Origin of the sequence: Paenibacillus macerans (assembly GCF_050565405.1) — a bacterium.
Taxonomy (GTDB): domain Bacteria; phylum Bacillota; class Bacilli; order Paenibacillales; family Paenibacillaceae; genus Fontibacillus; species Fontibacillus macerans_B.
On the sequence record NZ_JBNYYG010000060.1, the window covers coordinates 14823 to 33560 of the forward strand.

The following is an 18738-nucleotide window of genomic DNA, read 5'->3' on the forward strand; positions in this document are numbered from 1 at the left end:
GGGTGAACACAATACAAGAAATTGCTCATCCTTTTTAGTACAATCAAACCATATCCAGGAGCTAAGAGTACATGAGTGTACCTGGTTGGAGGGATCAAGATGAAAACGATACTCGTATTGATGGACACGTTGAATCGCCGCAGCCTTCCGCCATACGGCGGCGGGGCCAGTACGCCGAACATCGAGCGGGCGGCGGAGAAATCCGTGGTGTTTGAGCAGCATTGGTCCGGTTCGCTGCCCTGCATGCCGGCAAGGCGCGATCTGTTTACCGGAAGAACCGCCTTCCTGGAAAAGGGCTGGGGCGGCATCGAGCCGTTCGACCGGACGCTGCCGGATACTTTGCGCGAAGCGGGGATTTTCAGCCATATCGTCACCGACCATTACCACTACTTCGCCCGGGGCGGGGAGAACTACTGCCAGTCGTTTACGACCTGGGATTTCCATCGGGGGCAGGAAGGAGATCCATGGCATTCGGCCGTGCGCGAACCGGAAAAGCCGGAAGCGTATTACGGGCGGGTCGAGGGGCAATACGAGTTGAACCGCCAATTGTTCCGGCGGGAAGAGGATTTTTCCGGGCCGCGCACCATGGCCGCGGCTTGCGATTGGCTGGAGCGGAACAAAGATGAAGACAACTATTTCCTGATGGTGGAGGCGTTTGATCCGCACGAGCCGTTCGATTTCCCGAGCCATTATCTGGATCGGTACGGGGATGATTACGACGGTCCCCGTTTTGATTGGCCGTCGTACGGCGATGCGAATGTGCCGGAGGAAGCCTTGCGCCATCTGCAGATTCGATACGCGGCCAATCTCAGCATGATCGACCACTGGTTCGGCAAACTGCTGGATACGATGGACCGCCATCAATTGTGGGAGGATACGTTGTTTATTTTCACCACGGATCACGGCTTCCTGCTCGGCGAGCACCAAATGCTCGGCAAAAACCAAATGCATATCTACAACGAGCTGGCCCATATTCCGCTCATGATTCGTCCGCCCGGCGGAGAGAGCGGCGGGCAACGGATCGCGGGGTTAACGCAAATGGTCGACTTGATGCCGACGATTCTCGATTACATGGGCGTGGCGGTTCCGGAAACGGTGAAAGGCCATTCGCTTCGCGGTTTGCTGGAGGGAACGCAGGAGAAAGTGCGCGATGCGGCGATTTACGGATACCATGGCATGGCGGTAAACGTGACCGACGGCCAATATACGTATATGCGTTCTCCGCAGAGCGCCGACAATCATCCGTGCTACATCTACACGGCGGTGCCGACGACATTCCGTGCTTTTCTCGGCCGGGACGCGGAGGAACGCATCGAATGCGGGCGCTTCCTGCCCTACACGGAACACCCGGTGTTCCGCTACCCGCTAAGCGTACCGGGGCAGCCCTACGATAACAACCGCAGGGTGATGTCAACGCAGTTGTTCGATATCGGGAGCGACTACGCCCAGCAGCACCCTTTGGCCGACACCGAGGCGGAAGCGCGGATGACGGAGCTGCTTAAGGCGGAAATGAAGCGGGCCGAAGCGCCGGAGGAGCAATACCGGCGGCTGGGACTCGCACAAAACTGAACAAGGGGACCTCGTTATTTACGGGGATATTGATAGTCTAACCCGCCCGGGAACCGATGGTGTCAACCCATTTGGTTTTCGGGCTATTTCGTTAGTTGCACCCGATGCGCCTGGTGTGAGATCTCCACTTGCGATGTTCGGGATTTCCCCCTACAATGGCTGGTAAAAATCGGCTCAGGTCATCATGGGGGGAACGTCGAGGGGAGCCTCTACTGGAGGGAGATCTCATTGATCAGATTGGATAAGCACGATTATGGCAAAGCCGCCGGACCGCTGCGGGAGGTCGGGATCAACACGTTGTTTGCGGAGTCCGTGGTCCGCGGGGAGATGCCGGGGGAGATCTTCGTCGACGATGCAGCGCGGCCGCAGGCATTTTACGTCGTGCATCCTTACGGGATGTCTTTATTGTTCGGCAGCGCGGAAGAGGAAAACTTCAATCGGGCGCTGCGGGACTATTTGTTGGACGCAGGCTGCGCGAGAACCGCCGACGAATGGCTGCAGGTTTATCCCGAGGAGGCATGGAGCCGGCAAATCCGCGAGATGCTGGGGGCGAGGCTGGCGGGCGCCGGAGAACAGAAGCAAACGCCGCCGGCCGGTTCCGATCCGGCCGGCCCTTGCGTCGAACAACACGAGCGGGTCAACTTTACGTTTGACCGGCTCCGGTATTCGGAAGTCCCGGCCTCCGCAACTCCGGCTGGGGTTAAGCTTGCGAAAACGACCGGAGCGATGTTCGACCGAATTCCGGGCACCGTGGTCCCCAAGCATTTTTGGCGGGACGCAACCGCGTTTGAGCGGGCCGGCTTGGGATATAGCCTGTTTTGCGGCGGAGAGCTTGCGGCGACGGCGTTCTCGGCGTACCGGAACGAGCGGCAGCTGGAAATCGGCATCGAGACGGCGGAACCCTTCCGCGGCCGCGGCTTTGCCCGCCTCGTTAGCCGAGCCTTGATCGACGAGTGCCTGCGCCTCGGCCTGGAGCCGGTGTGGGCCTGCCGTCGAGGGAATGAAGGCTCCTACCGGCTTGCGCAGCAGCTCGGGTTTGCCCCGCTTCGCGTCATTCCTTATTACCGGCTGCGCTTCTGGCGTGTATAGTGCCGCTTAGCAAGAAGGCAGCAGGTACAATCACCTTAATGCGTCACCAGCCAAAGGCCGTAGGCAAAAATGATTATCTGCTGCATAGGTGGTTCCTACCTTGAGTTGGTTTTACTATACTCAGACAGACACAAAAACAGGGCCATACAGCAGCGCTGTGGCCCCTTCCTGCTCTTCTATGTCAGACACACAGAATGCAAACGTCTGTAAATCGCTCCTATTTTGTTATGTTAACAAAAAAGAAAGAGCTGAAGGATGCTACCCTGTGCTAGAAGTTCTCATCTCATGCAATTATCGTTTATTACGGTGGTGTTAAATATCACCCATTTTTATCGTTACAAAAAAATTAATTAATATGACATAAAAGGGATACAGAAAAAGTTCAGCCAATATTAGTAAACCAATTCCTGATAGGGGCGAGGGTTGATTATTGGAAATAATGACGCATTCAATTTTATAAAGATATAGTAGTAAGGTATCCAAAGCAAACTTGAGAGATACCTAATATTCTTTTTGCTAAACCAGTTCAAAGCAATATAATAACATAATACTGATAGGCCAATACAAATAATGACAACAGATAAAATAATTATAGTAGAACTAAATCCTGTAATTCTTGCAATGCGGTATTCATTTACCAACGCTTCTGTTTGAATAAATAAAATGATTGCATACATTGCACTAAGGCCATTAAGTTTAAAAAAAGTCAATGGATATCCCCCTTCCGTTTAAAGACTATGCGCTTATTTTATAGAATTAATTCAAAATATCCACTCTTCACCAAATTATAGTAGAAATCACAAAACGAATATAGTATTCAAAAGTGGACTTGCATCACTGACTAAGGATGGTCAAATTAATATCAATACTTCAGCCAAAGAATTAGGAATTGATGGTAATCTTTTTAGTGCATATCTTGATAACATGGATGGATGATGTTAACTTTGCAATTAGTGTTGGTGGAGTCTCCTTTGACAGTAATTTTGATATCAAAGTCGCCTCCCAGAATGAAATTACCAACATAGTTTTTAGTAACGACTTGATAAAGAAAAGAATAGATGAAGGTCTTGTACATCCATATTCTGATCCAGGAGCTCCGCCTACATTACAAGCTTACCATATTGCTAGTAATAACTATGATTACATGGAGAGATATTTAAATGCGATAGCCGGTGGAATATTAGGGGATCCGAACAAAGCTGTAACCGCCCCAATAGAAATGTGGGTTGGCAAGGTAAAGCCAAACGGGGAATGGGATTATAAAGCTGTTAATGGATATAAACCATACAATAAAGAATGGACAGCTTATACAAGAAATTCGATTGAGATCAAGACAAGTGAGTGGTTTGGCAACTATAATTATGGATTTACAGGGAGTTTCATTTTTTCATTAAGTACTTTGTACACAGGAGGTGACCTAGTCAGTCAAATTAAAAATGGGGCACCAGATGACTTCAGCGATAAACAAGCAATTGCCCAAGGTTATTACGATAAACAAGGTTAGATTGGATTGGAAATTAAGCCCTCGGTTTTTCAACCGAGGCTTTTTAATGTATAACGTAGTGAATAACTATGTTGTTTATGCACCTGGCTTTTAACGGTACGCTGAATACTTGATATTTTCATAATTTTTCTTCAAGTGTGACATAACCTTACCATCTTGATTGATACAGATGGATATTCTATTTCATTTCTACATTAAGGGGTCAATCTTTTTATTGTCTTGTGAATCTCTCTTCGGGGTTGACGCGGCTGTTTTTGCGCAGATCGAGCGGAGCCTGGCGGTACCACTTTTTGAACTGGTGGTAAAAATGACTGACGTTCTCGAACCCGCACTCCAAAGCGATATCCACCACGCGCAGCTCCGTCGTCAGCAGCAGGTTGCGGGCGGCATTCAGCTTGAGTTGATTGAGATATTCCGTCGGCGTCTGCTGCAGATAGCGGCGGAAGGCCCGATTGACGTGGCCGACGCTTCTTCCGGACAGCTCGTATAACGCGGGCAGCCCGCGGTGGAGATTGTCCTTCAGCTGCATTTTGGCGAGAGCGTGTTCCAGCCACAGCGGGATCTCCGGCTGCTTGACGGGGTCCGGGCCGAAAAAGTAGCGGGTCAGGATGTCGATCAACCCTCCTTTCAGGACGATGCGGGCCTTCATCTTATCGATGGCGGACAAGAGTTTGATCCGTTCGAACAAAGCGACGAATTCGCCCACTTCGGTTTGGGACAGCGTGGCGATCTGCGGGAGCCGGGCCTCAAGCAACTGCTGAGCCATATCCGCTTCCCCCAAATAAGCCAAAGCCTCGCCGATCAAGCTGCGCCGGCAGGGGACATTGTAAAACCGGCAGTCTTCCTCCCCGTCGCGCTCGTATTTATGGACGTCCGCGGGTCGAATGAACACCAGGCAACCCGCCCGAAGCGGCTGGGTTTGCCCATTGACGATGTGGCGGCATCTCCCGCCCTCGATCACGAAAAACTCGAAAAAATCATGGGTATGCTCCGGCGACACCTGGGACAAGGACTCTACCCAAAACGGGTTGACCGGTACCTCCGGATCGATGTGGTTTTCCTCGGTATATGTGAGCACTCGCGGCACCTCGCTTTTTTGGATGATGTTAAAATAGCACATGACTTGGGTGAACACAATACAAGAAATTGCCCATCCTCTTTAGTACAATCAAACCATACCCAGGAGAAAAAAGTACATGAGGAGGACAAAGGAATGCTGCTAGTCGATTTGGGCGGGGCTTGGCGGATGAAACGGCTGGACCAGGCCGAATGGATCCCGGGGACCGTACCGGGTTCGGTTTATTACGATTTGCTGAATGCCGGTAAAATGCCGGATCCGTTCTACCGCGATCAGGAGTACGAAGTGTTGGAGCTGTCGAAATACGACTACGAATATGAACGGACGTTCCCGGTGGACGCGTCCGTGCTGGCGCACGATCGCGTCGTGCTGCTGTGCGAAGGGTTGGATACGCTGGCCGAAGTGTTCCTGAACGGGACGTTGATTTTGAACGCCGACAATATGCACCGGACCTATGAGGTGGATATCAAACCGTTTCTTGCGGCGGGAGAAAATAAAATTCATGTGATTTTGCGCTCGCCGGTCGAATACGTGCTGCGCAAGCAGGCGGAGCGGCCGCTCATCGGATGCGCCGACGCCGTGCCCGGCATTTCCCATTTGCGCAAGGCGCATTCGATGTTCGGTTGGGATTGGGGGCCGCAGCTGCCGGACCTCGGGATCTGGAGGGACCTAACGATCCGCGGCTACGACCGCTCCCGGATCGACGACGTGTATGTCACGCAAATCCATGAGCCCGGCAAGGTGAGTTTGGATGTGCGCGTGCGGACCGAAAGCTGGGCCGAAGAAGACAGCCGGGAGATCGTCGTCCGGGTCACGAGTCCATCGGGCAACGTCACCGAAACCGGGGTTTCGGAACATAACGAGCGGGCTTCCGCGGCGCCGGACGGTTCCATCCAGGAGCAGCATATCCCGGTGGAAATCCCGAATCCGGAGCTATGGTGGCCGCACGGACTGGGCGAGCAGCCGTTGTACCGGGTGGAGATCGCGGTGTGCGAGCAGGGCCGGGAGCTGGATCGGCGCGAGATGCGCATCGGCTTGCGCACCCTGACGGTGCTGCAGGAAGAGGATGAATGGGGCGAATCGTTCCAGCTCGTAGCGAACGGCATTCCGTTTTTTTCGATGGGAGCGGATTACATTCCGGAGGACAATATCTTTCCGCGCCGCAGCAAGGAGCGGACGGAGCGCCTGATCCGCAGCTGCGCCGAAGCCAACTTCAACACGATCCGCGTGTGGGGGGGCGGGCATTATCCGGAGGATTATTTTTACGACCTTTGCGATGAATTGGGGATCGTCGTTTGGCAGGACCACATGTACGCGTGCGGCGTTTACGAGCTGACGGAGGAATTCAAGGATAATATCACCCGCGAGACGATCGACAATATGAAGCGGCTGCGCCATCACGCCTCGCTGGGGCTTTGGTGCGGGAACAACGAGCAGGAGCTGGCCTGGGACGAGTGGAATTGGGCGGAGCAAACCTCCCTCCAACTGCAGGCCGATTACATCAAGATGTACGAGGTGCTGCTGCCGGACATCGCCCGCGAAATCGATCCGAACACGTTTTACTGGCGGGCTTCGCCGTCCTCCAAGGGCAGCTTCGATAAGCCGAACGATGAGAATTACGGCGACATGCATTACTGGGACGTTTGGCACGGCAAAAAGCCTTTCACCGCTTACCGCACGTTGTTTCCGCGCTACATGTCGGAGTTCGGGCTGCAATCGTTCCCGTCGCTCAAGACGGTGGAGACGTTTACGCTGCCGGAGGACCGGAACATCTTCTCGTACGTGATGGAGTCCCACCAAAAAAACGGGACGGGGAACGAAAAAATCCTGTATTACATCGGAGAGACCTACCGGTATCCGAAGGATTTCTCCTCCCTGCTGTATGCCTCCCAGCTGATTCAAGCAGAAGGCATGCGCTGCGGCGTCGAGCATTGGCGCCGTCATCGCGGGCGCTGCATGGGGGCGTTGTACTGGCAGCTGAACGACATCTGGCCGGTGGCCTCTTGGTCGAGCATCGACTATTACGGACGCTGGAAGGCGCTGCAATACGAGGCGAAGCGCTTTTTCGCCCCGGTATTGGCCTCGGCTTGCGAGGAGGGCACCCAGGTCGCGCTGCACGTGTCCAACGAAAGCCAGCGGGCCGCGAAGGGCAAGCTGGTGTGGAAGCTGCGGAACGCGCGCTCCGAAGTGCTCCGGCAAGGGGAGCGGGCGGCGGAAATCTCACCGTTTGCCAGCGTGGAGCTGGAGCGGCTGGATTTTGCCGGGGAGCTGGACACGAAAGCGAAGCTGCGGGAAACCTACCTCGAATACGCTTGGGTGGCTGACGGCGAAGTCGTCAGCGAAGGCACGGTTTTGTTCGTGAAGCCGAAGCATTTCGGCTTTATTGATCCGGGCATCCAGGCCACGGTGACGGAGGAGGCGGATCGTTTCGCGATCACGTTGACCTCGGAGGCTTACGCCCGGTTCGTCGAGCTGGATTTCCGCGGGCTGGACGCGATCCTCAGTGGCAACTATTTTGATCTGTCGGCCGGTTCGGTCAAGACGGTCACTATAGACAAAACTACGTTAAGCCAGGCGGCGGGACTGACGGAGCTTCAAGAGCGGTTGACGGTCCGCAGCGTGTACGATATTTAAGTCGTTTTGGAGCAGGGCGCCTACGGGTGCCCTGTTTTGTGTTGTGAAATGATAGAAATTATGAAATGTTGTATTTTGTACAACAATATTGCAGCAGCAGGCCGAATTAACTGCAGATTGTTGTACGAAATACAACAGTCTGCGGTTTTCAAGCCGTTTTGCTCCGAATTGTTGCATAAAATACAACAATCGGAGTGGGGCTTCGGCGGTTTCCTGCCACCGGTCTTTTGAAGACGCTGGATGTTGACAATCGACGGTTTAGATATTATATTGATTGTATAGTCATTGAGTAAACACTCAACGAAATAAAAAATAGTTTCGCAGTCGGAAAAATGAAGACGGTAAGCGAGATGAAGGAGGGAGAAGGAGGCGAATGAGCAAACTAAACGATCCAAAGAAAACAGCCGGAACCGGCGAAGGCGCAGCAGCCTTGGCGCGCGGGGGCAACGGGCAGCCGGCCAAGACGCAGCGGCAGCAGCAGAAAGAGCGGACGCGGTTGCGCCTGATCGAAACGGCGTTGTCGCTATATGCCCGGCAAGGGCTGCTGGCCACCCGGACCGCGGATGTCGCCCGCGAGGCGGGGGTCTCGCACGGGACGGTGTTCGCCCACTTCGCCACGCAGGAGGCGCTGCTGGATGCGGTCATCGGGGAGTTTGGCGTGCGGGTGGACGCCAGGCTTCACGAGCTGGCTTCCCGGGGCGGGAGCCTGCGCGAGGTGCTGCAGGCTCATTTGGCCGGGCTTCGGGAAGCGGAGCCTTTTTACGGCCGGCTGGTCAGGGAAAGCCGGTTGCTGCCGAACGGCGCGCGGCACGTCTTGACCGCGATTCAATCGGCGATCTCCCATCATCTCTGCGAGGCCGCCGAACGGGAGATGGAGGCTGGCTCGGTCCGGCCGATGCCGCTGCATTTGCTGTTCAACACCTGGATCGGATTGCTTCATTACTACTTGGCCAACGATGATCTATTTGCCCCTGAGGGCTCCGTATTGGAGCGTTACGGGGAAGAACTGCTGGCGCATTATTTGAGCCTGCTCGCGCCCCGGGAGTGACGGTAACCTCTCTTACGGGACTCCCGGGGTAGCGATAAAACGATGATGACAAAGGAGTGTTGGAAATGAAAACATGCATTGCCTGCGGCATGCCGATGCAGGAGCCGTCCGAGTTTGCCATGGGCGACACGAGCAAAGATTACTGCGTGCATTGCGCGCGGCCGGACGGAACGATGCAGTCGCTAGCGGAGAAGCTGGATTCCTTGACCGCTTTTATTGTCCGTACCCAAGGCCTTGACGGGAGCGCGGCCAAGTCCGCCGCCCGCAGCATGATGTCGCGGCTTCCGGCCTGGCGGGACCAGCTGCGGGAAGGATAGGGGATAGCGGTGGACGCGCTGCACGATCTCCCCAATATCGGTACGGTCGTTGAGCGTAAGCTAAGGCAAGCCGGCGTGGAGACTCCGGTGCAACTGGCGGAAATGGGCAGCCGCGAAGCTTTTGCGAGATTGAAGCTGCTGGATCCCGGAGCTTGCTTGCATGTGCTCTACGCCTTGGAGGGCGCCATTCGCGGTATCCGCAAGAATCATTTATCCGATGAGACCAAGCGGGAGCTCAAAGACTTTTTTCAATCGGTAAAATAGGAGGAATGTGCTTTGGAGGTAAGTAACTCGTACACGGCGTTTGCCCAGGAAGCGCCCGAGCAGCACAACGCGTGGCAGGACATGGTGCAAACGATGGGGGCGGCGAGCCCGCTGGATCCCAAAACCAAAGCGCTCGCATATTTGTCCGTATTGGCGACTGCTCGGCTGCATAGCGGCATCCCGTTTCACGTGCTTCAGGCGAAGCAATCCGGCGCGTCGAAGGACGAAGTGATCGGCAGCATCTTACTGGCTCTTCCGGCGGCAGGAATGGCCGTGCTGCAGGCTCTGCCCATCGCCCTGAGCGCGTTCGGCGAAGATTAAACGGCGGCGGGATTCCCGTTGACGATTGGGAGACCATCCCTGGGGTGGTCTTTTTTTTTGTGCTAACTCTAGCTACAAACTTGATTTAGTCAAATATTTTAATTGACTAAGTCAAATAACTTAACTATGATAGAGTACAAAATAAATCGTTCATTCGGGAGGGAGCGCCATGAATTCCGTCTACAAACCTTTAATCCAGTCCGTTCGCCGGTTCAACCGTTTTTACACGAATATTCTCGGTCTATTGGATCAACACATGCCGAACAGCGAGTTTTCGCTATCGGAAGCCCGCGTATTGTTTGAAATCGGGCATATGGAGCCGTGCACGGCCAAGCGGCTGATCGAGGAGTTGAGCCTGGATCCGGGGTATTTGAGCCGAATGCTTAAACGGTTTGAAAAAATGGACCTGACCCGCAGGGAGCAATCCAAGGAAGACGGGCGGCTGTTTTATCTATACCTGACCGATCAAGGGAAAGAGACGCTTGCCCGCTTGGACGCATTGTCCGACGGCCAAGTCCATCAGATGATCGGCGGCTTGCCAGCCGAACGGCAGCAGCGGCTCATCGGCGGTATGAGAGCGATCGAAGCGGCGTTGTCCGACACACCGGCGATGGACGGCGATCGGATTCGCATTCGTACCGAATTGCGCCCCGGGGACGCGGGGTATTTGATTCATCTGCACGGCTGGCTTTACCAGGAGCTGGGCTATAATCACCGTTTTGAGGGGTATGTCTGCAAAACGTTTTACGATTTTTTCGAGCATTACCTTCCGGGGAAAGACCGTTTTTGGTTTGCGGAAGCGGGCGGAAACATGATCGGGGCGATCGCCATCGTGGAGCATTCGCCCCAAAAGGCGCAGCTGCGCTGGTTTCTTGTTCATCCGCAATACCGGGGTACCGGTCTGGGGGGCTTGCTGTTCAACAAAGCGATGGACTATTGCCGGGAGAAGGGATATGCGAAGGTGTTCCTGGAGACCACGGAGGATCAGCGGCAAGCCATCGGCATGTATACCAAGGCGGGATTCGTCAAAGTCGCGGAGCATCCGAACGACGCCTGGGGCAAACCCTTGCTGGAATTGACCTACGAGTTGGAGTTAGGGTGAACATGAATTTTTAATTGAAAAATGAAGGAGCGGAGTTCCCGGAAGGGGACTCCGTTTTTTGGTTCCCAGTAGTATACGGTTTGAGGCGCCGGCGCGGTTATCACGCTCCCTGCTCTAACGGACCTCCGAGACGCTATATGCTTCAAAACTCGCAGCGCTCAAATTGTAACGGACCGAGGAGACGTTATTCCCTCCAAATATCCGCCAAACAATTCTCTGAGAGCCGAATAACGCCCGAGGAGTCCGTTAGCTTGGGAAATACCCGGGAAATGGACGATTAGCGTCATTCAGGTCCGTTAACGCATGGATAGGTGCGGCCACAGAGGCAAGTGCTGGAATTAAACCGGTTTCGCGAACGGCATAGCGTCATTTTTTTCGTGAAATGCAGGTTTGGAAGCGGGGTTTGCCGTCAAGGGTTTCGATTTTACAAACTTCGGACGCGAATCTGAAACGGTTTTAACAAAACCGGTTTAATCTAGTAACCGTACTAGTACGAATATCAGAGAGGAACGATTCATTTGGCGACGATTGATGATGTGGCAAAAGCGGCGGGGGTTTCGAAAAGCACCGTCTCCAGCGTGTTCAGCAAAAAGCGACCGATCAGCAAGGAAGTCACGGAGCAGGTCATGAAGGTGGCGAAGGAGCTGAATTACCGGCCAAACTACTGGGCCCGTAGTCTGGTGAACAAAACGACGCGCATCATCGGCCTTAATATGCGGGGCGAGCAGAGGGCGAAGCTGAATCAGTTCCAGTACTCGCTGTTGAACGGCGTGCTGCCCGTTTGTTACGAACGGGGGTACCGGCTGCTGATCAACACGGTGTCGTCCACCTTCATGAACCAGGTGGAGCATATCGCTTCCGATCCGGTGGACGGCGAGATTATTCTCGACGCGGTCATCGGCGACTCCCGGATCGAAGACTGCTTGCAGCGCGACGTGCCGATCGTGGTGATCGGCCGCCCGTCCGAGGAGGACAAGTCCCGCGTCTGTTACGTCGACAACGATAACGTCGGCATCGCCGCCAAAGCGACGCAATACCTGATGTCGCTCGGGCACCGGCGCATCTTGTTCCTGAACGCGCCGGCCAATCGCACGGTGGCCGTGGATCGCGGACAAGGCTACCTGAATGCGTTCGGGCAGTCCGGCTTCGCGCCGCCGCGGGAGATGATCTTGCATAAGCCGGACGGCATCGCTTCGTCGGTAACCTTCAGCTACGAAACAGTGTTGTCCGAGCTGCGCGTCGACCCCGGCATCACGGCGATCCTCGCCGACACCGATTCGATGGCGCTCGGCGCCTACCAGGCCGCGGAGCAGCTTGGACTAAGCATTCCGGAGCAGCTATCCGTGCTGTCCTTCGCTTACGACAGCCCGCTGGCGCAGGAATTTTCGCCGCCGCTCACGGGAGTCCGGCTTCATGCCGACCAGTTGGGGCAGGAATCCGTGCTGCTCCTGCTGGAACAGATCGAAACCGGCAAGCGCCTGGCCAAACGGACGCTGATCCCGGCGGACATTGTGGTGCGAGGTTCCTGCGCTCCCCCGGCAAAGACAGAAAGAGAAAAAGAATTAGGATAGGATCCACGTTATAAACAAGGAGGAAACCATAAGTGAAACGCAAAGTGAACAGTCTTTTGGCTCTGCTGGCGATCGGTTCGATGCTGCTGTCGGCCTGCGGCAATGCCCAGAACAATTCGGGCTCGGCAAACGGCACGACGACCGGCACGCAAAACGGCGCGTCCGCCGCAGGACAAACGGAAGCGCCGGCCGGCGATATGAAGCTGCGCATCCTGTCCGCGAACGTCGGCGGGAAGACGCCGGAGGAAAACGCCAAATTCGAGCAGGAAGTCAAGAAGCTGACCGGCATCGACGTCACGATTGAGCGCCCGGCCAGCGATTACGATCAAAAGGTGCTGACCGCGCTGGGCTCCGGCGAGAAATACGACTTGATCGAAGGCAGCGACCTCGGCAAGCTGAACGGCTTCGTCGATCAGGGCGCGTTGACCGACCTGACGGATTTCGTGCAGGGCTCGAGCCAACTGTCCGATCCGAGCGTCGTTCCGTCCGCGGAATGGGATCAGCTGAAGGGCAAAGACGGCAAGATTTACGCCGTATTCTCCAAGTTCCAGGGCGGCACGATGCCGATCGTCCGCAAGGACTGGCTGGACAAGCTGAACCTGAAGGAGCCGAAAACGCTGGACGATTACTACAACGTGCTGAAGGCTTTTAAAGAGCGGGATCCGGACGGGAACGGCAAGGCCGATACCTACGGGCTGAGCACCTCCGCCCTGTACGATATTCAAGGCTTCATGAGCGCGGCGGGCCTCAAATACCGTTACGTGATGAAAGACGGAAAACGGACGATTCCGTACGCGTCGGATGCCGCCGTTCCGATGTACGAATGGTTTGCCAAGCTGACTAAGGAAGGCATCATGGACCCGAACTTCGTCACGAACGATACCGGCAAAATGCGCAACCTGTTTCTCACCGACCGCGTCGGCATGGTCACCTATTGGGATGCTTGGGTCGGCATGTTCAACAGCACGCGCCAGGAAGCCGATCCGAATACGGCGTTCGAAGCAAAGGCGCTGGCGAGCGCGTCCGGACCGGACGGCGCGCTGCTGATGCGCCGCGGGGACCCCGACTACTGGATGATGCCGGTCAATGCCGAGCACCCGGATGCCGCCAAGAAATTCCTGGAGTTCTGGCATACCGAAGCGGGCATTACGCTGGGCAGCCTCGGCATCGATGGCGAGGATTACACGAAGGACGGCGGCAAATACACGCTGACCGCGACCGGCAAAGAGCACAACATGGATCACGGCGTGCCGTTCTGGTACAACGAAAACGTCGAGCCGCCGTTCGGCAAGCTGCCGGGCGTGCAGGAAGCCCAGGATCTCGTCAAGCAGTATGCCACGCTCGAGCTGTCGCTGCCGGAATGGGCCGACGCCGAAAAAATCGTGCAAAATTACGCCCTGAAGGCCATGTCGGGAGAAATGCCGGCGGCCGATGCCGTGAAGCAAATGCAGAAGGAGCTTAAGGCGGCAAACCTCATCGACGAATAGATAAATCATGGTTTTTCAAGGATAGGATGTGACGATAAAGCATGAAAGCACTTCGGAAACACGCAGCTTTATATGTGATGATGGTGCCTGTGGTCATTTACTTCCTCATCTATGGATATTACCCGCTCGTCAAAGGGCTGCAGGTCAGCTTTCAGGATTATCGGCTCATGGGAAACGGTCCGTATGCCGGGCTTGCGAATTATTCGCAGGTCTGGCATGACCCGTTCTTCTGGAAGTCGCTCGTAAACACGCTGGTGATCGGCGGCGGCATTTTGGCCTTCGGCTTCGCCGCTCCGCTAGTGCTGGCGTTGTCCCTGAACGAGGTGCTGCATGCCCGTTTCAAAAAAACGGCTCAGATGGTGCTCTACATTCCCCATTTGCTGTCTTGGGTCGTCGTCGGCGGAATCTGGATTTTCCTGCTGTCGCCGGATACCGGGCTGGTCAATCTGCTGCTGCAGCGCTGGGCGGGCACGCCGCCGATCCATTTCCTGGCCGAGTCGTTTTGGGCCCGCTGGGTGATGATTTTGGTGGCGACCTGGAAAGACATGGGCTACAACTGCATTTTGTTCCTGGCCGGCATCGTGACGATCAATCCTTCGCTGTACGAGGCGGCGCGCATGGACGGCGCTTCCCGCTGGCAACAAATGCGCTATGTGACGCTTCCCCAGCTGCTGGGCACGATGAAGGTCGTCCTGCTGCTGAACACGATGGGCGTGCTGCGGATTTTCGACCAGGTGTTCGTGCTGCGCAACCCGTCCACGTCGCCGGACGTCGATGTGCTGATGGTATACACATTCGAAAAAGGGATCATGAACATGCAGGTCGGCGTGGCCGCGGCGGCCAGCTTTATGGTGCTGATCTTCACTCTGGCGCTGACGTGGGCCGTGCGCAAAATAACCCGATTTGACGAGGTGGGATAAGCGATGGGCATCGAACGATTCGAACGGATGGGCTGGAAAAACCGGCTGTTTGACGCCGTCAATTTACTATTTTTGCTGCTGCTGATGCTCGCGATGGTCATCCCGTTCCTGAACGTGTTGGCCTTGTCGCTCTCGACCGGGCTGGCTTCGATGCAGCCGAACGTCGTGCTGTTCCCGGCGGAATTCAGCGCGGAAGGCTACCGGACGATCTGGGAAAGCCTCGACCTGTGGCGACCGTTCATGAACAGCGCGATCGTCACCGTCGTCGGGACGGTCCTGCATGTGCTGTTGTCCTCGCTGGCGGGGTACGTGCTGATCCATCCGCAAGTGCCGGGAAAGAAACTGATGATCACATTTATTTTACTGACGATGATGATTCCCCAGGAGGCGGTGCTGATTCCGCTGTACGTGGTGAACAAGGATTTTCATCTGATCAACACGCTGACGGTGCTGGTGTTGTCCGGACTGGTGTCGGGTTTTTCCATTCTGCTGATGCGGAACTTCTTCATGGGCATTCCCTACGAGATCGCCGAAGCGGGCCGGATCGACGGGGCGGGGGACTTCTGGATTTTCGCCAAAATCTATCTGCGCCTGGCTGCACCGGGGTTGGCAACCGTGTCGCTGTTCGAGTTCGTAGGGCGTTGGAATATGTTTACCGCACCGCTCATTTTCATTAACGACAGCATGAAATATACGCTGCAAGTCGCGCTTAAGTCGATCATTATCGATACGAGCAGCGTGTCGAGCAATTACTTGGTGACGACCAACGTGAAGATGGCCGGCATCGTGATCGCGATAATTCCGTTGATCGTTGTATATCCGTTCGTTCAGCGTTTTTTTATGAAGGGCATTATGCTGGGAGCCAGCAAGGAATAGGAAAGGGAGCTGTAACCTCATGTCAAAAGATCGCTTGGATATTCTGCCGCCTTCGCCCGTACGCATCGAACGCCGGATCCGGCTCGTTCATGATCAGGAGCGGAGTTATCCCGAGGTGGCGTTTCTTGTTCCGGACGGAACGGAGTCCATCGAGGTTCATTATCGCTATGACAAAAACGACCGTTCCGTGGTCGACCTCGGCCTGCGTTCGCCGGACCGCATCATCGGCTGGAGCGGCGGGGCGCGGAACGGTTTTAAGATAGGGTTGGAACAAGCGACCCCGGGTTATCTGGCCGGGCCGATTCGCGTGGGGGAATGGGCGGTGCTGCTGGGCGCGTACCGGGTGCCGGAAGAAGGGATCGACGTGGAGCTCGACATCGTGATCACCCTGAAGCATCCGCATTGGCTCAAGGGCGACCTGCATGCCCACACCGTCCACAGCGACGGCCGTTACACGGTCAGCGAAGCGATGGCCTCCTGCCGGGAGAAAGGGCTGGATTTCCTTGCGCTGACCGATCACAACGCGGCTTCGCAAAACCGTTTTGCGGCGGCGCATGACGAGGCGCTCCTGCTGATCCCCGGCGTGGAGCTGACCAGCTATAAAGGCCATGCCAATTTGCTGGGACAGCCGGACGCGTTGACGGATTTCCGTGTATTGACGCCGGAAGCCGCCTCGGAAGAGCTGCGCCGGGCGCGCGAGAAGGGCGCGCTCGTTTCGCTCAACCACCCGTTTTGCCCGGACTGCCCTTGGGAGCTTGGCTTCGACGTACCGTTCGACGCCATCGAGGTGTGGAACGGGCCGTGGCGGGAGCTGAACGAGACGGCGGTCGCCTGGTGGCAGCAGCAGCTGGCCGAAGGAAGGCGCATCGTGGCCGTCGGCGGCAGCGACACGCACCGGGACGAGCCGCTCGTCCGGCATGGCGGGCCGACCGCGCACGTGTACGTCGCGGAGGATACGGCGGCGGCGGTGCTGGACGCCGTCCGGCGCGGGGCCGTGGTGCTGTCGATGCTCCCGGACGACACGTTTATCACGCTGACTGCGGGCGAGGCGGGCATCGGTGAAGAGCTGGAGGTCGCCGCCGGGCAAGACGGCGTAGAACTGGCGATTGCCGTTCGCGGAGCGCAGGGAGACCGCGTCGACCTGTGGTCGGACCGCGGCCTGGAGCGGGAATGGCTCGTGCAGAGCGAGCAGGAGATCGTTTGCCGCATGCCGGCGGACCGGCTGTTCTACCGCTTGGAGGCGCGGCGGTATTTACCGGAGTGGGAGCGGGAGGTCATGACCTGCTTGACCAATCCGGTGTACCTCTCGCGGAAGCCGCCGGGCGGGCCCGCATGAAGCCGGCGGTAACGGGGGCCCGCGCGTATACCGCCAGCCCGGCGCTGCCCCGTTCGGCCAAAGCGCTGCTGTCGGTGAACGCGCTTAATGCGCTCGGGAACGGCTTGTCCAATATTTTCATCAATGTATATTGGTATAAGCTGACGAATGACATGTCGCAGACGCTGCTGTTCAACCTGGCCTCCTATCTGGTCTGGCTTCCGGCATTCGTTCTGGCCGGTTGGCTCAGCAAGCGGGCGGACCGCACGAAGCCGCTGTGGATCGGCAGCGTCGTGCAAATGCTGTTTTATGTGGCCGTGCTGGCGCTCGGGAGCGAATCGCCCCGGATGCTTCTGCCGCTGGGCCTGCTGTACGGTATCGGCCAAGGTTTCTATTGGATGTCGATGAACGTGTTGTCCGTCGACGTGACCGACGCCGGGAACCGCAACTGGTTTAACGGTATTAACGGGGCGGTGGGGGCCATTACCGGAATGGCCGGGCCGCTGATCGCCGGCGCGCTGGTGGAATCGCTGCCCGCGCTGGCGGGGTATACGGCCGTCTTTCTCGCCAGCCTGCTGTGCTTTGCGCTGTCCCTGGGCGCGGCCCTGCTGCTGCCGAAGCATGCGGCGGCGGGCGCCTTCGAATGGCGAAGCATGCTTGGGGTGCTGCGCCGCCGGGAGTGGCGCAGCCTGAGTTTCGCCTTTGCCGGCGTGGCGTTCCGCGACGGGGTGCTGGCGATCGCGATCTGGCTGTGGGTGTTCATCGCTACCGGGAGCGAAAACGCGACCGGCCGGTTCGCCTTCGCCACCACGCTGCTGTCCGTCGCCAGCTTCTATATGATCGGGCGCTTCGGCCGGGACCGCCATCGATGGCCCTACCTCGTCATCGGCGCCTTGCTGATGGGTTTGTCCCTGCTTGGGATCACCGTTCACCTGGAGGCCTGGACGCTGGCGGTCTACGGCGTGCTCAGCGCCGTGGCCCGGCCGTTCTTCGACACGCCGTTCAATACGCTGACCTTTAACGCGGTCAGCCGCTGCGACCAAGGCGGGCGGCTGCGCATCGAGCTGATGGTATGGCGGGAAATCGTGCTGAGCATCGGACGCATTTCCAGCGTGGCGCTGCTGTACGGGATCTACCGGATGGGCGAGGCGGGGCTGGAGACGAATCTTACGGCGTTCCTCGGTGCCGTGATCGCGATCGGCCTGCTGCCGCTGGCGTTTATCCGGCGGGCGATGCAGGCGCAGGAACGCGCGGACGTTAGCACGGGGAAGGCATAGTGGCAGGTGGCGAAACGAGTAAACGGAGGAGTGTTGGAATTAGCAGCGGAAGAGTGCAGGAATCAGTGGCGGACAAACAGCGGATGAGTGTTGGAATCAGTGGCAAACGAGCGTCGGAAGAATAGCGGGGGTAGCGTCAAGAAGTTTGTGTAAACCAGTAGAAACATCCATCAGGAGGATGTGGTGGTGGGGGAGGAGGCCTCCTCCCCCACCAGACCGGCCACCCTATTTATTAATGTACTGAATCAGAGTCTGAGTAGCGCTCATCAAACAATCTGGCTAGTGCTAACTTCACTGTAGGATCACCAAAGCCACGAATCACACGGTTTTCGAAACGTTCGTTGTAGGCGATAACATCTAAATAAA

General features: G+C 56.5%; 17 protein-coding genes and 1 pseudogene. 15 read left to right on the forward strand and 3 right to left on the reverse strand.

Going from position 1 to position 18738, the window contains the following annotated elements:
- The first annotated feature begins 99 nt into the window (after positions 1-99).
- Both ACQ4N8_RS23670 and ACQ4N8_RS23675 read left to right on the forward strand, forming a co-directional pair.
- The gene (locus tag ACQ4N8_RS23670; protein WP_430706813.1) at positions 100-1569 is read left to right on the forward strand and encodes a sulfatase; all 1470 of its coding nucleotides are present in this window, start codon (positions 100-102) and stop codon (positions 1567-1569) included.
- 228 nt (positions 1570-1797) lie between these two features.
- Positions 1798-2658: a GNAT family N-acetyltransferase gene (locus tag ACQ4N8_RS23675; RefSeq protein WP_430706814.1), complete on the forward strand. Its 861-nt coding sequence runs from the start codon at positions 1798-1800 to the stop codon at positions 2656-2658.
- Between the two features lie 392 nt (positions 2659-3050).
- Here ACQ4N8_RS23675 and ACQ4N8_RS23680 read toward each other — a convergent pair whose 3' ends face one another.
- A complete protein-coding gene (locus ACQ4N8_RS23680; RefSeq protein WP_430706815.1) occupies positions 3051-3368 on the reverse strand; it encodes a hypothetical protein in 318 nt (105 codons plus the stop codon).
- Positions 3369-3550: 182 nt separating this feature from the next.
- Here ACQ4N8_RS23680 and ACQ4N8_RS23685 point away from each other — a divergent pair, with 182 nt between their 5' ends.
- Entirely contained in the window at positions 3551-4162 is a 612-nt protein-coding gene (locus ACQ4N8_RS23685) for a polymorphic toxin type 44 domain-containing protein (protein WP_430706816.1), read from the forward strand.
- Positions 4163-4373: 211 nt separating this feature from the next.
- On the opposite strand, the gene ACQ4N8_RS23690 is transcribed toward ACQ4N8_RS23685, so the two are convergent.
- A complete protein-coding gene (locus ACQ4N8_RS23690) occupies positions 4374-5240 on the reverse strand; it encodes a helix-turn-helix domain-containing protein (RefSeq protein WP_430706817.1) in 867 nt (288 codons plus the stop codon).
- Positions 5241-5375: 135 nt separating this feature from the next.
- Between ACQ4N8_RS23690 and ACQ4N8_RS23695 the strand changes: the two genes are divergently transcribed.
- The 12 genes from ACQ4N8_RS23695 (at position 5376) to ACQ4N8_RS23750 (ending at position 18372) form a co-directional block, all read left to right on the forward strand.
- Positions 5376-7874, forward strand: coding sequence for a beta-mannosidase (locus ACQ4N8_RS23695; protein WP_430706818.1), 2499 nt, complete (start codon positions 5376-5378; stop codon positions 7872-7874).
- 373 nt (positions 7875-8247) lie between these two features.
- Positions 8248-8922 (forward strand): TetR/AcrR family transcriptional regulator, encoded by a 675-nt coding sequence (locus ACQ4N8_RS23700; protein WP_430706819.1) that lies wholly within the window; start codon positions 8248-8250, stop codon positions 8920-8922.
- A gap of 65 nt (positions 8923-8987) precedes the next feature.
- A complete protein-coding gene (locus ACQ4N8_RS23705; RefSeq protein ID WP_430706820.1) occupies positions 8988-9239 on the forward strand; it encodes a zinc ribbon domain-containing protein in 252 nt (83 codons plus the stop codon).
- Between the two features lie 9 nt (positions 9240-9248).
- Entirely contained in the window at positions 9249-9503 is a 255-nt protein-coding gene (locus ACQ4N8_RS23710; protein WP_430706821.1) for a TfoX/Sxy family protein, read from the forward strand.
- A 12-nt stretch (positions 9504-9515) separates the two neighbouring features.
- Positions 9516-9824 (forward strand): carboxymuconolactone decarboxylase family protein, encoded by a 309-nt coding sequence (locus ACQ4N8_RS23715; RefSeq protein WP_430706822.1) that lies wholly within the window; start codon positions 9516-9518, stop codon positions 9822-9824.
- 169 nt (positions 9825-9993) lie between these two features.
- A complete protein-coding gene (locus ACQ4N8_RS23720; protein WP_430706823.1) occupies positions 9994-10926 on the forward strand; it encodes a bifunctional helix-turn-helix transcriptional regulator/GNAT family N-acetyltransferase in 933 nt (310 codons plus the stop codon).
- 518 nt (positions 10927-11444) lie between these two features.
- The gene (locus tag ACQ4N8_RS23725; protein ID WP_430706824.1) at positions 11445-12497 is read left to right on the forward strand and encodes a LacI family DNA-binding transcriptional regulator; all 1053 of its coding nucleotides are present in this window, start codon (positions 11445-11447) and stop codon (positions 12495-12497) included.
- Positions 12498-12529: 32 nt separating this feature from the next.
- Complete coding sequence (locus ACQ4N8_RS23730) at positions 12530-13984, forward strand: extracellular solute-binding protein (RefSeq protein ID WP_430706825.1); 1455 nt, start codon at positions 12530-12532, stop codon at positions 13982-13984.
- Positions 13985-14025: 41 nt separating this feature from the next.
- Entirely contained in the window at positions 14026-14904 is an 879-nt protein-coding gene (locus ACQ4N8_RS23735; RefSeq protein ID WP_430706826.1) for an ABC transporter permease subunit, read from the forward strand.
- A 3-nt stretch (positions 14905-14907) separates the two neighbouring features.
- Complete coding sequence (locus ACQ4N8_RS23740; RefSeq protein ID WP_430706827.1) at positions 14908-15780, forward strand: carbohydrate ABC transporter permease; 873 nt, start codon at positions 14908-14910, stop codon at positions 15778-15780.
- Between the two features lie 19 nt (positions 15781-15799).
- Positions 15800-17116 carry a CehA/McbA family metallohydrolase gene (locus ACQ4N8_RS23745; RefSeq protein ID WP_430706828.1) on the forward strand — a complete coding sequence of 439 codons (1317 nt, stop codon included), beginning with the start codon at positions 15800-15802 and terminating at the stop codon, positions 17114-17116.
- Positions 17113-18372: an MFS transporter gene (locus ACQ4N8_RS23750; protein WP_430706829.1), complete on the forward strand. Its 1260-nt coding sequence runs from the start codon at positions 17113-17115 to the stop codon at positions 18370-18372. The genes ACQ4N8_RS23745 and ACQ4N8_RS23750 overlap by 4 nt, the downstream gene beginning before the upstream one ends.
- A 232-nt stretch (positions 18373-18604) precedes the next feature.
- On the opposite strand, the pseudogene ACQ4N8_RS23755 reads toward ACQ4N8_RS23750, so the two are convergent.
- A pseudogene (locus ACQ4N8_RS23755) lies at positions 18605-18738 on the reverse strand (IS256 family transposase); the annotation flags it as partial.